Annotated in this window: 13 protein-coding genes; 7 read left to right on the top strand and 6 right to left on the bottom strand. The window is 71.2% G+C overall.

The annotated features are described in order from the left end of the window. Positions 1–87: 87 nt before the first annotated feature. From hemE to SLW52_RS18320, 3 genes are all read right to left on the bottom strand, one after another. Positions 88–1,155, bottom strand: a complete 1,068-nt coding sequence (hemE, locus tag SLW52_RS18330; protein WP_267092579.1) for a uroporphyrinogen decarboxylase — start codon at positions 1,153–1,155, stop codon at positions 88–90. A gap of 10 nt (positions 1,156–1,165) precedes the next feature. Beyond that, positions 1,166–1,420 carry a WGR domain-containing protein gene (locus SLW52_RS18325; RefSeq protein ID WP_010344159.1) on the bottom strand — a complete coding sequence of 85 codons (255 nt, stop codon included), beginning with the start codon at positions 1,418–1,420 and terminating at the stop codon, positions 1,166–1,168. Between the two features lie 63 nt (positions 1,421–1,483). Continuing rightward, positions 1,484–2,437: a helix-turn-helix domain-containing protein gene (locus SLW52_RS18320; RefSeq protein WP_267099186.1), complete on the bottom strand. Its 954-nt coding sequence runs from the start codon at positions 2,435–2,437 to the stop codon at positions 1,484–1,486. An 89-nt stretch (positions 2,438–2,526) separates the two neighbouring features. Here SLW52_RS18320 and SLW52_RS18315 point away from each other — a divergent pair, with 89 nt between their 5' ends. The 5 genes from SLW52_RS18315 to SLW52_RS18295 all read left to right on the top strand — a co-directional run bounded on the left by SLW52_RS18315 (position 2,527) and on the right by SLW52_RS18295 (position 9,652). After that, positions 2,527–3,150, top strand: a complete 624-nt coding sequence (locus SLW52_RS18315) for a cysteine hydrolase family protein (RefSeq protein WP_267099187.1) — start codon at positions 2,527–2,529, stop codon at positions 3,148–3,150. Further along, positions 3,147–3,470, top strand: coding sequence for a cupin domain-containing protein (locus tag SLW52_RS18310; RefSeq protein WP_267111638.1), 324 nt, complete (start codon positions 3,147–3,149; stop codon positions 3,468–3,470). Before SLW52_RS18315 ends, SLW52_RS18310 begins: the two co-directional genes overlap by 4 nt. A gap of 418 nt (positions 3,471–3,888) precedes the next feature. Then, positions 3,889–5,010 carry an efflux RND transporter periplasmic adaptor subunit gene (locus SLW52_RS18305; RefSeq protein ID WP_320740891.1) on the top strand — a complete coding sequence of 374 codons (1,122 nt, stop codon included), beginning with the start codon at positions 3,889–3,891 and terminating at the stop codon, positions 5,008–5,010. Then, entirely contained in the window at positions 5,007–8,207 is a 3,201-nt protein-coding gene (locus SLW52_RS18300; RefSeq protein ID WP_320740890.1) for an efflux RND transporter permease subunit, read from the top strand. Before SLW52_RS18305 ends, SLW52_RS18300 begins: the two co-directional genes overlap by 4 nt. Next, positions 8,207–9,652: an efflux transporter outer membrane subunit gene (locus SLW52_RS18295; protein ID WP_320740889.1), complete on the top strand. Its 1,446-nt coding sequence runs from the start codon at positions 8,207–8,209 to the stop codon at positions 9,650–9,652. Before SLW52_RS18300 ends, SLW52_RS18295 begins: the two co-directional genes overlap by 1 nt. Positions 9,653–9,722: 70 nt before the next feature. Here SLW52_RS18295 and SLW52_RS18290 read toward each other — a convergent pair whose 3' ends face one another. After that, the gene (locus SLW52_RS18290) at positions 9,723–10,748 is read right to left on the bottom strand and encodes an alpha/beta hydrolase (RefSeq protein WP_320740888.1); all 1,026 of its coding nucleotides are present in this window, start codon (positions 10,746–10,748) and stop codon (positions 9,723–9,725) included. A 111-nt stretch (positions 10,749–10,859) separates the two neighbouring features. On the opposite strand from SLW52_RS18290, the gene SLW52_RS18285 reads away from it, so the two are divergent. Then, positions 10,860–11,678, top strand: coding sequence for an AraC family transcriptional regulator (locus tag SLW52_RS18285; RefSeq protein WP_320694530.1), 819 nt, complete (start codon positions 10,860–10,862; stop codon positions 11,676–11,678). A 59-nt stretch (positions 11,679–11,737) separates the two neighbouring features. Here the strand turns inward: SLW52_RS18285 and aroB are convergent, their stop codons facing one another. Both aroB and SLW52_RS18275 read right to left on the bottom strand, forming a co-directional pair. Beyond that, on the bottom strand, positions 11,738–12,847 hold the full coding sequence (aroB, locus tag SLW52_RS18280) for a 3-dehydroquinate synthase (RefSeq protein WP_320740887.1): 1,110 nt from the start codon (positions 12,845–12,847) through the stop codon (positions 11,738–11,740). Continuing rightward, a complete protein-coding gene (locus SLW52_RS18275) occupies positions 12,844–13,386 on the bottom strand; it encodes a shikimate kinase (RefSeq protein WP_010344147.1) in 543 nt (180 codons plus the stop codon). The genes aroB and SLW52_RS18275 overlap by 4 nt, the downstream gene beginning before the upstream one ends. A gap of 133 nt (positions 13,387–13,519) precedes the next feature. On the opposite strand from SLW52_RS18275, the gene pdxH reads away from it, so the two are divergent. Beyond that, entirely contained in the window at positions 13,520–14,119 is a 600-nt protein-coding gene (gene pdxH / locus SLW52_RS18270; RefSeq protein ID WP_017910874.1) for a pyridoxamine 5'-phosphate oxidase, read from the top strand. The last annotated feature ends 2 nt before the right edge of the window (positions 14,120–14,121 follow it).

Raw genomic sequence — 14,121 nt, 5'->3', positions numbered from 1 at the left:
CGAAAGCGCAAGAGATCGAGCGCACGGTCAGATCGCCGACCGTGCGCGAGACTGGAATCCCCAATCCCTAATCCCCAATCCCGGCTCTTAAGCGCGCCGACTATGCCGCTGCACCGCCGCCACCAATGCCCCGACATGCTCCGGCTGCATGTCCGGCGACAGCCCGTGGCCCAGGTTGAACACGTGGCCATCCAGCGAGCCGCCGTTGCCGTCGGCATAGCTGCGCAGCACGCGTTGCACTTCGCGGTCGATCGCCTCCGGCGCGCCGTACAGCATCGCCGGGTCCAGGTTGCCCTGCAGGGCGACGCGGCCGCCGGTGCGGCGCGCGGCGTCGGCCAGGTCGATGGTCCAGTCCACGCCCACACCTTCCGCACCGGAGCCGGCCAGCTCTTCCAGGTAGGGCGCATTGCCCTTGCCGAACAGGATCAGCGGGGTGCGCTCGGCGCCGTCGCCGCGCGCCAGTTCGCGGGCGATGCGTTGCAGGTAGGGCAGGGAGAATTCGCGGTACATCGCCGGGCTCAGCACGCCGCCCCAGGTGTCGAACACCTGCAGCGCCTGCGCACCGGCCGCGCGCTGCGCCGCCAGGTAGGCGATCACCGCGTCGGTGTTGACCGACAGCAGCTGGTGCAGCGCCGCGGGGTCGTTCAGCGCCAACGCCTTGATCCGCGCGTAGTTGTCGCTGCCGCCGCCCTCGACCATGTAGCAGGCCAGGGTCCAGGGGCTGCCGGAGAAGCCGATCAGCGGGACGCTGCCGTCCAGTTCGCGGCGGATCACCCGCACCGCGTCCATCACGTAGCGCAGCTCGGTTTCCATGTCCGGCACGCCGAGCCGGGCGATCGCCGCGGCGTCGCGCACGGGGTGGCGGAACTTGGGGCCTTCGCCTTCGACGAAGTACAGCTCCAGGCCCATCGCATCGGGAATGGTGAGGATGTCCGAGAACAGGATCGCCGCGTCCAGCGGGAACCGCGCCAGCGGCTGCAGGGTCACTTCGCATGCCAGTTCCGGGGTCTTGGCCATGGCCAGGAAGCTGCCGGCGCGGGCACGGGTGGCGCGGTACTCGGGCAGGTAGCGCCCGGCCTGGCGCATCAGCCACACGGGGGTCTGGTCCACGGGCTCGCGGCGCAGCGCGCGCAGCAGGCGGTCGTTCTTGAGCATGGGGGATTCCTTAGCGCGGCGCGTCGGCGCCACGGGTGAACATGACCTGGAAGCCGCGCTTGAGCTGGGCGTCGCGGGCTTTCTCGAAGGCGGCGTTGGCGTCTTCCTGCTGCAGGTAGAGCTCGCGCCGCAGCTGCGCGCGGCCGCCGATCTGGCCGCTCTCGCGCAACAGTTCCCAGCCGCCGAGCAGGTCCGGCTGCAGGGTCAGCTGCAGGTAGCGTGGCGGCTCGTTGCCGTCGGGGCGTTGCTGGAGGAAGACGCGCATGCGCCGATTGTAGCGGGTGCCGGTGCAGGCGACGTGGCCCGGTCGGCGGAACGCAGCGGCCGCTCAGCCGGCACGGAAGCCGCGGCGATACGCCGACGGCGGCAACCCCAGGTCGCGCGTGAACTGCAGGCGCAGCGCGCCGGCACTGCCGAAGCCGCAGTCGGCGGCGATGCGCTCCAGCGGCAGGTCGGTGCGCTCCAGCAGTTGCTGGGCGCGGACCAGGCGCTGGTGCGCCAGCCACTGCACCACGGTGGTCCCGGTCACCTGGCGGAACTGCCGGGTGAAGCTGCGCCGGCTCATCCGCGCGTGCGCGGCCAGCGCGTCCAGGCGCAGCGGCTGGTCCAGGCGCTGCAGCATCCAGTCCAGGGTCGGGCCCAACTGGGCGTCGCGGCGGCTGGCCGGCAGCGGCTGTTCGATGTACTGCGCCTGCCCGCCCTGGCGGTGCGGCGCCACCACCAGGCGCCGGGCGATGCGGTTGGCGACGTCGGCGCCGTGGCGGCGCCGCACCAGGTGCAGGCAGCAGTCGATGCCGGCGACGGTGCCGGCCGAGGTCAGCACGTCGCCGTCGTCCACGTACAGCACGTCCGGCTGCAGCCGCACCTGCGGGTGGCGCTGCGCGAAGCGCGCCAGCGCCGCCCAGTGGGTGGTGGCGGGGCGGCCGTCGAGCAGGCCGGCATCGGCCAGCACGAAGGTGCCCAGGCACAGCCCGACCACCTGCGCGCCGGCGGCGTGGGCGCGGCGCAGCGCCTGGCACAGCGCCGCCGGTGCCGGCTCGGCGGCATCGCGCCAGGACGGCACGATCACCGTGTCGGCGTCGTCCAGCGCCTCCAGGCCGTGCTGCACCTGGATGGCGAAGCCGGCATCGGTGCGCAGCAGTCCCGGCTCGGCGGCACACACGCGCAGGTCGAAGGCCGGCAGGTCGGTGTCCGGCCGCGCTTCGAAGACCTGGCAGGGCACCGCCAGGTGGAAGGGACTGATGCGATCGAAGGCGACCACGGCGAGGCGATGCGGCGACATGGCCCGATTTTAGCGAAAACGGTGTTTCGGGCCACTCGTCGACGCGGGTGCGGCCACCGACACTGGCTGCCCCTTCGCCGGAGTCACCCATGTCCTCTCCCCGCCGCGCCCTGCTGGTCATCGATGTCCAGAACGACTACTTCGAGGGCACACTGCCCATCGCGCATCCGCCGGTGGCGCAGTCGTTGCCCAACATCCTGCAGGCCATGGACGCGGCGCAGGCGCACGGCGTGCCGGTGCTGGTGGTGCAGCACACCGCGCCGGCACAGGCACCGGTGTTCGCCGACGGCAGCGCCGGTTGGGCGTTGCACCCGCAGGTCGCCGCGCGGCCGCATGCGCGTCTGCTGCGCAAGACCCGGCCGAGCGTGTTCGCCGACACCGACCTGGCCGCCTGGCTGCAGGCGCAGGCGATCGACACCCTGACCGTGGCCGGCTACATGACCCACAACTGCAACGCCTCCACCGTGTACGAGGCCTTCCACCGCGGGTTGGCCGTGGAAGTGCTGGGCGACGCCAGCGGCGCACTGCCGTATGCAAACGCCGCCGGCCAGGCCAGCGCCGAGGAGATCCACCGGGTGTTCGGGGTGGTGTTCCACAGCAACTTCGCCGCGGTCGCCGACACCGCGCAGTGGATCGCGGCAGTGCAGGCAGGGCAGCCGCTGCCGCGCGACAACGTGCTGCAGTCCAACCGCCGCGCGCGGGACCTGGCATGAGCGGCATGCCGCGGGTGCTGCGTGCGCGCGAGTTCACCGGCAGCCGCGCCTGGGAGGCGCTGCCGGTGGCGCTGCTGGACGGGATCGGCGTGCGCATCCATTGGACCGACCAATCGTACGTTTGGCACGTCAACGACGGGGCGGAAGTATTCGTGGTGCTGGACGGACAGGTGCAGATGCGCTGGCGCGTGCAGGGCATCGAGCAGGCGGCGCTGCTGCAAGCCGGCGACGTGTTCCATGCGCCGGAAGGCACCGAGCATGTGGCGCACCCGCAGGGTCCGGCGCGGGTGCTGGTGGTGGAGCGCGACGGCAGTCCGTGATTGCCGGGATCCGCTCCTGGCCGGCGGGCGCCGCGATGGTACCCGGGACGTGCCGCTGTCGATGACGTGTGTACAGGGCGACGCACACTGCGCGTTCTGATGTGCGTTCTATCACGGAGCCATCACTGGCGATCTGGCGTCATTGGGACAGGCTATGCCGCTGCGTGCGCACAGAGATCCTGGTGTCACGGCATCGCCAATCACCACGAGTGCGGACGCGGCCGGTATGCGAAGCCAGAGCGATGGGCGGTTCCCTGGGCAGCACCCAAACGTCGGCGCGGGACGGGATCCCGCGCAGCCTGCTGCCATTTCCGACGATGTCATGTCGTTGCGCGCGCCACGTCGTCGCGCGAGCGCTTATCAAACGCCACGCAGGGCGTGCGGCCTGGGTCGGGTCACTGTCTTCGCTGGATTGGCGGTGCTGTGCCTGCTGATCCTCGGCGGCTGGGTTTGGCACGCACACCGCCAGCAGCCCGCGCCGGCGCCCGAGCCCTTGCGCGTGCAGACCATGACCGTCGCGCCGCACCGGGTGCCGGACATCATCGAGACCTCCGGCACCCTGTTGTCGCCGCAGACCGTGGAGGTGCGCGCGCAGGCAGACGGGGTGCTGCAGTCGGTGCTGATCCATGACGGCGAGCAGGTCCACGCCGGGCAACTGCTGTTCACCATCGATCCGCGGCCGCTGCGGGCGGCGTTGGCGCAGGCGCGCGCCACCCTGGCCCGCGACCAGGCGCTGGCGGCGGATGCGGTCGATACCGAGGCGCGCTACGCCAAGCTGTCCAGGACCGGCGCGGTCGATCCCAAGACCTACACCACCGCGGCCGACACGCTGCGCTCGCTGCGCGGCACCGTCGCCGCCGACCAGGCCCAGGTCGAGCAGACGCAGCTGTCGCTGGCCTATACCCAGATCCGCGCGCCCATCGACGGCCGCGCCGGCGCCATCGCGGTCAAGCCGGGCAACCTGGTGTCCAGCGGGTCCAGCACCGCGCTGGTCACGCTCAACGTCAGCACGCCGATCGAAGTGCGTTTCGCGCTGGCGCATGTGCAGGTCGATGCGGTGCGCGCCGCGCCGCTGGGGCACCAGGGCCTGGGGCTGCCGGTACTTGCGCTGGATGCGGTGAACGGCACGCTGCTCGAGCGCGGCGAGGTGGCGTTCCTCGACAATGCCTTCGACACCAGCAGCGGCACGCTGGAGCTGCGCGCACGCTTCGCCAACGCCGGCGCCACACTGTGGCCGGGGCAGTTCGTCACCGTGCGGGTGATCCTGGCCGAGGACCCGCAGGCGCTGTCGGTGCCCGAGAGCGCCTTGCAGCAGGGACAGCAGGGGCCGTACGTGTACTGCGTGGTCGAGGGCCATGCCGTGTCGCGGCCGCTGACCGTGGCGCGGATGGTCGACGGGCAGGCGGTAATCGCCAAGGGCCTGCGCGCGGGCGATCGCGTCATCCTCACAGTGCCCAACGAACTGCGCGACGGCACCGCGGTGCAATCCGGCAACCCGCACGCCACGCCGACCGCGGCGGCGACCGGACGGCCTGCGTGAACCTGTCGGCGCTGTTCATCCGCCGCGCGGTGATGACCTCGGTGCTGATGATCGCGCTGGTGCTGGCCGGCGGCATGGCCTACTTCGCGCTGCCGGTCAGCGAGCTGCCCGACGTCAGCTTCCCGACCATCACCGTCAACATGTCGCTGCCCGGCGCCAATCCCGAGACCATGGCCGCGGCGGTGGCGACGCCGCTGGAGCGCCAGTTCAGCGGCCTGCCCGGACTGGACACGATGAGTTCGACCAGCAGCGTCGGCAGTACCCGCATCGTGTTGCAGTTCGCGTTGAGCCGCAATGTCGATGCCGCCGCGCAGGACGTGCAGAACGCGGTGTCGCAGGCGGCCGGCCTGCTGCCGCGCGAGATCAATCCGGCGCAGATCCAGAAGGAGGATCCCAGCGCCGCGCCGATCATGCACCTGATCCTGCGTTCGAAGACCATCGCGCTGCCGCTGCTCAACCAGTTCGCCAAGGACCGCGTGGCGCTGCGCCTGGCCTCGGTGCCGGGTGCCGGCCAGATCGATGTCAACGGCGCGCAGAAGTACGCGGTGCGCCTGTTCGTCAATCCGCACCTGCTCGCCGCCCGCCACCTGGGCTTCGACCAGGTGGTGTCGGCGGTGCAGGCGGGCAACAGCAACGCGCCGGCCGGCACACTGATGGGGCGCGCGCGGTCCTACACCGTGCGCGCCGACGGCCAGCTCAAGCGCGCGGCCGATTTCGACGCCATGGTGCTGAGCTACGCGGACGGTGCGCCGGTGCGCCTGCGCGATGTCGGCCATGCCGAGGACAGCGTCGAGAACCTGCAGACCGCCGCCTCGCTCAACGGCCAGCGCGCGATCGAGATCAACATCCACCGCCAGCCGGGCGCCAACACGCTGTCGGTGACCCAGGGCATCCAGGCGGCGCTGCCGGGGATTCGCGCGCAGTTGCCCGGCGACGCCCAGCTCGACGTGCTCTACGACCGCGGCGACTACATCGGCGCCTCGGTGGAGGACGTGGAGTGGACCCTGGTCGGCTCGCTGGTGCTGGTGATCGTGGTGATCCTGCTGTTCCTGCGCAGCTGGATGGCGACCCTGATCGTGGCGCTGGTGCTGCCGACCTCGCTGATCGGCACCTTCGCGGTGATGCGCCTGCTGCACTTCAGTCTGGACAACATCTCGATGCTGGCGCTGACCCTGTCGGTCGGTTTCGTGGTCGACGACGCCATTGTGGTGATCGAGAACATCGTCCGCCACGCCGAGCAGGGCGCCAGTCGCATGGACGCGGCCATCGCCGCCTCGCGCGAGATCGGCTTCACCGTGCTGTCGATGACGGTGTCGCTGTCGGCGGTGTTCCTGCCGATCGTGTTCATGGGCGGGCTGGTCGGGCGGTTGTTCTCCGAGTTCGGCATGGTGATCGCGATCGCGGTGATCCTGTCCGGCATCGTCTCGCTGACCCTCACGCCGATGCTCGCCAGCCGCTGGCTCGACCCGAAGAAGAGCGCGGGCTGGGTGTTCGAGCGCTTCGACCGGCTGGTCGAGGCCAGCGAACGCGGCTACGCGCGCTCGCTGGCCTGGGCGACCGAGCGCATCGGCCTGATGTGCGTCATCGGCGTGGCCACCCTGGTCGGCACCGCCGGCGTCTACGCCGTGGTCGAGAAGGGCTTCATCCCGCAGGTGGATTCGGGAAAGATCGACGGCGATACCCGTGTGCCCGAGGGCACCGCTTTCGCCGACTTCGTGGCCAAGCAGGCGGCGGTGGTGAAGATCATCCAGCGCAATCCCAACGTGGCCAACGTCGAATCGGTGATCGGTTCGGACAACTCGCTCAGCAACAGCGGGCGCCTGCTGATCGGGCTCAAGCCGCTGTCCGAGCGCAGCGGCAGCGCCGAGGAGGTGATCCAGGACGTGCGCAAGCAGGTCGCCGCGATCCAGGGCATCACCCTCAACATGCGCAATCCGCCGGCGATCGACATGGGGCCGACGGCCTCGAACGGGTCGCTGCAATACGTGCTGCAGTCCACCGACCAGAAGGCGCTGTACGCCCAGTCCGACAGCATCCTGCAGCGCCTGCGGCAACTGCGCGACGTGCAGGATCCGCAGAGCGACCTGCAGCTCAAGAACCCGGAGATCGAGGTGGTGCTGCACCGCGAACAGGCCGCCGCGCTGGGCGTCACCGCCGCGGGCCTGCAGGACACCCTGGCCAGCGCCTACGGCGGCCGCAAGATCAGCACCATCTACGGCGACACCGATCAGTACGAAGTGCTGCTGCAGGTCGATCCCGCGGCGCAGGCCGACCTCAACGGCCTGGATGCGCTGTCGTTCAACGGCAACCAGAATCCCGGCATCACCGCGATCGGCACGCAGACCTCCAACAGCAGCTCCGGCACCAGCGCGGTGCTGACCGCGGCCGGCGGCCCGATGGTGCCGCTGCGCGCGGTGGCCGACGTGCGCATGGGCGTGGGGCCGGTGGCGATCAACCATTACGCCGGCCTGCCGGCGGTGACGCTGTCGATGAACCTGGCGCCGGGCGTGTCGCTGGGCGAGGCCGCCGCCGGCATCGGCAACCTGATGGCGCAGACCCTGGGCAAGGACGACGCGCGCGCCATCAGCGGCCAGTTCGCCGGTTCGGCGCAGGCCTTCGAGAATTCGATGAAGACGCTGCCGATGCTGCTGCTGATCACCGTGCTGCTGATCTACGGCGTGCTGGCGATCCTGTACGAGAACGCGCTGCACCCGCTCACCATCCTGACCTCGCTGCCGCTGGCCGGGTTCGGCGCCATCCTCATGCTGGTGCTGTTCCGTCAGGAGCTCAATCTCTTCAGCTTCGTCGGCCTGATCCTGCTGGTCGGGCTGGTCAAGAAGAACGGCATCATGATGGTGGACTACGCGCTGGACCTTGAGCGCTCCGGCGAGGAACGCTGGCAGCAGCCGCGCGCGGCGATGCTGGAAGCGGCCACGGTGCGCTTCCGCCCGATCATGATGACCACCCTGGCGGCGGTGCTGGGCTCGTTGCCGATCGCGCTGGGTTTCGGCGCCGGTGCCGAGGCGCGGCGCCCGCTCGGCATCGCCGTGGTCGGCGGCCTGCTGTTCTCGCAGGCGCTGACCCTGTATCTGACCCCGGCCTTCCACATCGCGATGGCCGAGTGGCTGGCGCGCCGCCGCGCACGTCGCAACGGCACCGCGCCGCCATCGGCGCCGACGCTGCCGGAGCCGGCCTGATGCGCGCGCTCGCGCTTGGCGCCGCGTGTCTGCTGTCGGCGTGCAGCCTGACGCCGGCCTATGTGCGTCCCGCCGCACCGATCCCACCGTCGTGGCCGGTGGGCGACGCCTACCTGGCGCAGCACGAGGCCACGCTGCCGTCGCTGAGCTACCGGCAGGTGTTCGCCGACCCGCGGCTGCAGGCGCTGATCGCGCAGGCGCTGGACCACAACCGCGACCTGCGGATCGCGCTCGCCGATATCGCCCAGGCGCGAGCGCAGTACCGCATCCAGCGCGCGGCCCTGCTGCCGGAGGTGGGGACCAGCGCGACCTATACGCGCTCCTATCGCGGCAAGGGCGCGGCGCCGGGCAACGACACGACCCAGGGCGGCAACGCAGCGGCCGCACCGGCTGCCGGTTATGCCAGCAACTACGACCTGGGCGTGGGCGTCACCGCGTTCGAACTCGACCTGTTCGGGCGGCTGCACGCGCTGAGCACGGCTGCGCAGCAGCGCTATCTGGAACAGGAGGCCGCGGCCCGGGCCACGCGCCTGACCCTGGTCGGCGACATCGCCACGACCTGGCTGACCTATGCCAGCGACCGCAGCCTGCTGACGCTCGCGCAGGACACCGAACGCAGCGCCGGCGCCAGCGTGGCGCTGACCGAACAGCGGGTGGATGGCGGCATCGTGCCGCATTCGGACCTGGACCAGGCCAACCAGGTGCTGCATGCCGCGCAGGCCGACCTGGCCGCGCAGACCACGGCGCTGGCGCAGGACGTCAATGCGCTGCAGTTGCTGGTGGGCGCTCCGGTCGATCCGGCACTGTTGCCGGGTTCGATCGAGGAGGTCGCGGCCAGCATCGGCGATCCGCCGGCCGGCCTGGACACCAGCGTGCTGCTGCGTCGGCCCGACGTGGTGCAGGCCGAATACGAACTGCGTGCGGTCAACGCCCAGATCGGTGCGGCGCGTGCCGCGTTGTTTCCCAGCATCAGCCTGAGCGGCCTGCTGGGCCTGACCAGCACCGCGCTGTCGCAGCTGTTCACCCACGACGCGCGCACCGCGTCGGTTGGCGCCGGCGTCGCCTACACCGTGTTCGATGGCGGCGCGGCGCGCGCCAACGTGCGCTACACCGAGGCGCAGCGCGATGCCGCGGTGGCCGGTTACGAAAAGACCGTGCAGACCGCCTTCGGCGAAGTGGCCAATGCCCTGGCCCGGCGCGGCACCATCGACGCGCAGGTGCAGGCGCAGCGCGCGCTCCTCGCCGATGCCGCCAACACCTACGACGCCAGCGCGCAGCGCTACCGCGAGGGCGTGGAAAGCGCGCTGTCCAACCTGGATGCGCAGCGCAGCTACTACGCCGCACAGCGCAGCCTGGTCGCGGTGGAGCTGACCGCAGCCACCAATCGGGTGACGCTGTATCGCACCCTGGGTGGGGACGCGTCGCTGGAGCGCGCCCAGCCCTGAGTGCGTGGGGGCGGGTAGGGCGGCACGCCGCAGCCAGGACGCGCTGCCTGACGTGCCGCCGGTGCTGCGCTTACTTCAGTTGCTCGCGCAGTCCGTCGCCCGCCTGCTGGATCGCGGTCCGCACCGCGGGCACGTCGCGCAGGGCATTGAGCAGGCCGAAGTCATGGATCAGCCCGTTGTAGCGGGTCACCGTGACCGTCACCCCGGCCTGGTCCAGCTTGCGGCCGAAGGCTTCGCCCTCGTCGCGCAGCACGTCCAGCTCGGCGGTCTGGATCAGCGTCGGCGGCAGGCCGGCCAGTTGCGCCGGGTTGGCGCGCAGCGGCGAGGCGGTGATCTCGGCGCGGGCCTTGGGATCGGTGGTGTAGTTGTCCCAGAACCAGGTCATCATGTTGCGGGTGAGGAAGTAGCCGCTCTGGAACTGCTGGTACGAGCCATCGTCGAAGCGGGCGTCGGTCACCGGCCACAGCATCAGGTCGTAGCGCAGCGCCGGTGTTCCGGCCGCCTTGGCCTGCAGCGCCACGGCCGCGACCATGTTGCCGCCGACGCTGTTGCCGGCCAGCGCGAGGCGCTTGCCGTCCACGCCGATCTGCGCGCCATGCTCGGCCACCCAGCGGGTGGCGGCATAGGCCTGGTGGATGGCGACCGGATACTGCGCTTCCGGCGACGGCGTGTAGTCCACATAGACCGCCACCGCGCCGGAGGCGTTGACCAAGTCGCGGATCAGGCGTTCGTGGGTCGGGAAGTCGCCCAGCACCCAGCCGCCGCCATGGAAGAACATGAAGGCCGGCAACACCTGGCCCTCGGTGTGCGGCGGCCGCACGATCACCAGGTTCAGCGGCTTGCCGTCGGCCTGAATGGTGGTGCGGGTGACCTCGGCCGGCGGCAACGGCGTATTGGCCTGGGCATCGCGCAGCACCTGCCGCGCCTGCGCCGGCGTGAGCTGTTCGATCGGCTTGCCGCCGCTGCCGTTGAGCGCATCGAGGAACGTCGCGACCGGGCGCAACGGCGCGGGCTGGTCGGCCGGCGTTGCGGCGGTGGCGGTGCCGATCGCGCCGGCCAGCATCGAGGTGGCGAGCAAGGGAAGCAGGGTCTTCATGGCGGTTTCCTGGGGCATGCCGGGCGGTGTGCCGGCGACAGGAGTGACTTTGCGCGCCAAGGCGATACGATAGGTGGAGAATCGTCCTTAAAACTTTACCTGGAGTGCCAAATGGCCGATCGCCTGGCCGCCTTGTTGACCCACTTCTCTGTCAGTGCCGAGGTCTTCCACGCCGGTACGCTGTGCGGCCTGCACCGCCTCGACGACGGCGACCGTGGCCAGTTGCACCTGCTGCGCCAGGGCAGCGTGGTCGTCCACAACGGCGACGGACATGTACTGCGGATCGACCGGCCGAGCCTGCTGCTGTACCCGCAGGCCATGCCGCACCGCTTCGAGACCGATGCGCAACGCGGCGCGGATTTCGCCTGCGCGCACCTGCGCTTCGGCGGCGGTGCCGCCAATCCGCTGGTGCGCGCCTTGCCCGCCTGCATCTGTCTGCCGCTGGACGCGCTGCGCCAGGGGGAGACGCTGCTGCAGATCCTGTTCGAGGAAGCGTTCGCGCTGCATTGCGGGCGCCAGGCGGTGTTGAATCGCTTGTTCGAGGTGGTGCTGGTGCACGTGATCCGCGAACTGATGGAGCAGGGGCTCGCCGACGGCGGCATGCTCGCCGGGATGGCCGATGCGCGGCTGCGGCTGGCGCTGATCGGCATCCACGACGCCCCGGCGCAGCCGTGGACGCTGGAGAGCCTGGCCGCGCGTGCCGGCATGTCGCGCAGTGCGTTCGCGCGCAGCTTTCGCGAAACCCTCGGCTGCACCCCGGGCCAGTACCTGCAGGACTGGCGCATCGCCCTGGTGCAGCGCGGCCTGCGCGAAGGACGGCCGCTGAAGCAGCTTGCCGACGAGGTGGGCTACGGCAGCGAGGCCGCGGTGTCGCGTGTGTTCAAGGCGCAGGTGGGGCAGAGCCCGCGCGCGTGGCGGCAGGCACGCTGAGCGGGGGGCAGTCGCGGGTGGCCGGGCGCGCGCGGACACGCGCTCGGCGGCCTGCGCGCTCAGCCGGTGGCCAGCACCGCCAGCACTTCGGCCTCGTCCACGTCGGGGACGATCTCGGCGTGGCCGATGCCGCGCCACAGCACCAGCCGCAGGCGTCCGGCCAGGTTCTTCTTGTCCAGCCGCATGCGCGCCAGCAGCGCCTCGGGCGCCAGCCCGGCCGGCAGCGCGGTGGGCAAGCCGAAGTCGTGCAGCAGCGCGCGCAGCTGCGCCGTGTCCTGCGCGCTGGCCATGCCCAGCCGCGCCGACAGCTCGGCGGCCAGCACCATGCCCACCGCCACCGCTTCGCCGTGGTTGAGGTTGGCGTTGTCCGGGGCGCCGTAGCCCTGTTCGGTCTCGATGGCGTGGCCGAAGGTGTGGCCGAGGTTGAGCAGGGCGCGCTCGCCCTTTTCCAGCGGATCGCGGGCGACGATCTCGGCCTTGTGCTCGCAGCTGCGCGCGATCGCCTGCGCCAGCGCCGCCGGCTCGCCGGCCAGCAGCGCGCGACGTTCGGCATGCAGCCATTCGAAGAACAGCGGATCGCGGATGGCGCCGTACTTGATCACCTCGGCCAGCCCCGCGCGCAGTTCGCGCGGCGGCAGGCTGCGCAGCGTGGCGGTGTCGGCCAGCACCGCGCGCGGCGGATGGAAGGCGCCGACCAGGTTCTTGCCCTGCGGGATGTCCACCGCGGTCTTGCCGCCGACCGAGGAGTCGACCATCGCCAGCAGCGTGGTCGGCAGTTGCACGCAATCCACGCCGCGCATCCAGCAGGCGGCGGCGAAGCCGGCCAGGTCGCCGACCACGCCGCCGCCCAGCGCCAGCACGCAGGCGTCGCGGGTGGCGCCCAGGGCGGCCAGCGCGGCGATCGCCGCGGCGAAGTGGTCCAGGGTCTTGGAGGCCTCGCCGGCGGGGATCACGAAGTCGCCGATCTGCAACTCCGGGCGTGCCGCCAGCAGCGCGCTGCGAACCTGCGCGGCATACAGCGGCGCCACATGGCTGTCGCTGAGCAGCAGCACATGGCGGCCGCGCACGTGCGCGGCGACGGCGGCGCCGTCGTCGAGCAGGCCGGGGCCGATATGAATGGTGTAGGCCGGGTCGCCAGCGACCTGGACCGTGCGCGATGCTGCGGTCATGCAGTGGGTTCCGGAAGTTTCCACGACGCGGCCAGGCGCACGACCAGCTGCGCGGTGGCCTCGGCCGGGGTGAGGTGGTCGGTGTCCAGGATCAGGTCGGCGACCTCGCGGTACAGCGGTTCGCGCACCGCGTGCAGGTCGCGCAGCACCTGCTCGCGGTCGCCACGCTGCAGCAGCGGGCGGCTGCGGTCGCGGTGCAGGCGCTGCAGTTGCGCGGCCACGCCCACCCGCAGGTACACCACGAAGCCGTGCTCGCGCATCTCGCGGCGGCTGTCGGCGTTGAGCACGGCGCCGCCGCCGGTGGAGATCAGGTGGCCGGGCGTGCTCAGGATGCTTTCCAGCACCGCGCGCTCGTGCTCGCGGAAACCGGCTTCGCCGGCGTGCTCGAACAGCGAGGCGATGCTGGCACCGGTGCGCTCGACGATGGTCTGGTCGCTGTCGACGAAGACCAGGCCGAAGCGCTCGGCCAGGCGGCGACCGATGACGCTCTTGCCGGCGCCCATCGGGCCGACCAGCACCAGGTTGGGGGCGGGATTCATCCGCCGATGCTAGCAGACACCGACGCCGCCACGCGCGCCGCGCAGGCGCGTGCGCGGGGCCTTGCGCGGCGAAGCGTGCGTCGCGCGGTGCATGGCGCGACAATGGCGCATCGTCCGCCGAGTGCCTGTCGCCATGCCCGATCTCTACGCCGAAGCCCTGTCCACGTTCGCCGACCTGTTCGCCGAGGCGCGCACCAGCGACGAGGCCGAATACAACGCCATGGTCGTGTCCTCGGCCACGCTGGAGGCACGCCCGTCGTCGCGGGTGGTGCTGCTGAAGGCCTACGACGCGCGCGGCTTCGTGTTCTACACCCATCTGGACAGCCAGAAGGGCCGCGAGCTGCAGGCCAATCCGCAGGCCTCGCTGCTGTTCCTGTGGCGGCGCATGCGCGAGGACGGGGTGCAGGTGCGCATCGACGGTGAGGTGCAACTGGTCGCCGCGGCCGAGGCGGACGCCTATTTCGCCTCACGCCCGCGCATGAGCCAGATCGGCGCCTGGGCCTCGGCGCAGTCGCGCACGCTGGCATCGCGCGAGGAATTCGAGGAACGCGTGGCCAAGGCCGAGGCCACCTTCGAGGGCCGCGAGGTGCCGCGCCCGGACGGCTGGGGCGGGTTCCGCGTGGTGCCGCGCAGTTTCGAGTTCTGGTACGGCGCCAAGTACCGTCTGCACGAGCGCTGGCGCTACGAGGCCGACGCCGCCGGCCACTGGAGCAAGCGGATGCTGTTCCCGTGAGC

The organism is Xanthomonas sp. LF02-5 (assembly GCF_034105325.1).
In the GTDB taxonomy this organism is placed as follows: domain Bacteria; phylum Pseudomonadota; class Gammaproteobacteria; order Xanthomonadales; family Xanthomonadaceae; genus Xanthomonas_A; species Xanthomonas_A sontii.
Note: the sequence above shows the minus strand (reverse complement) of the source record. Positions and strands in the feature narration are given on the sequence as shown.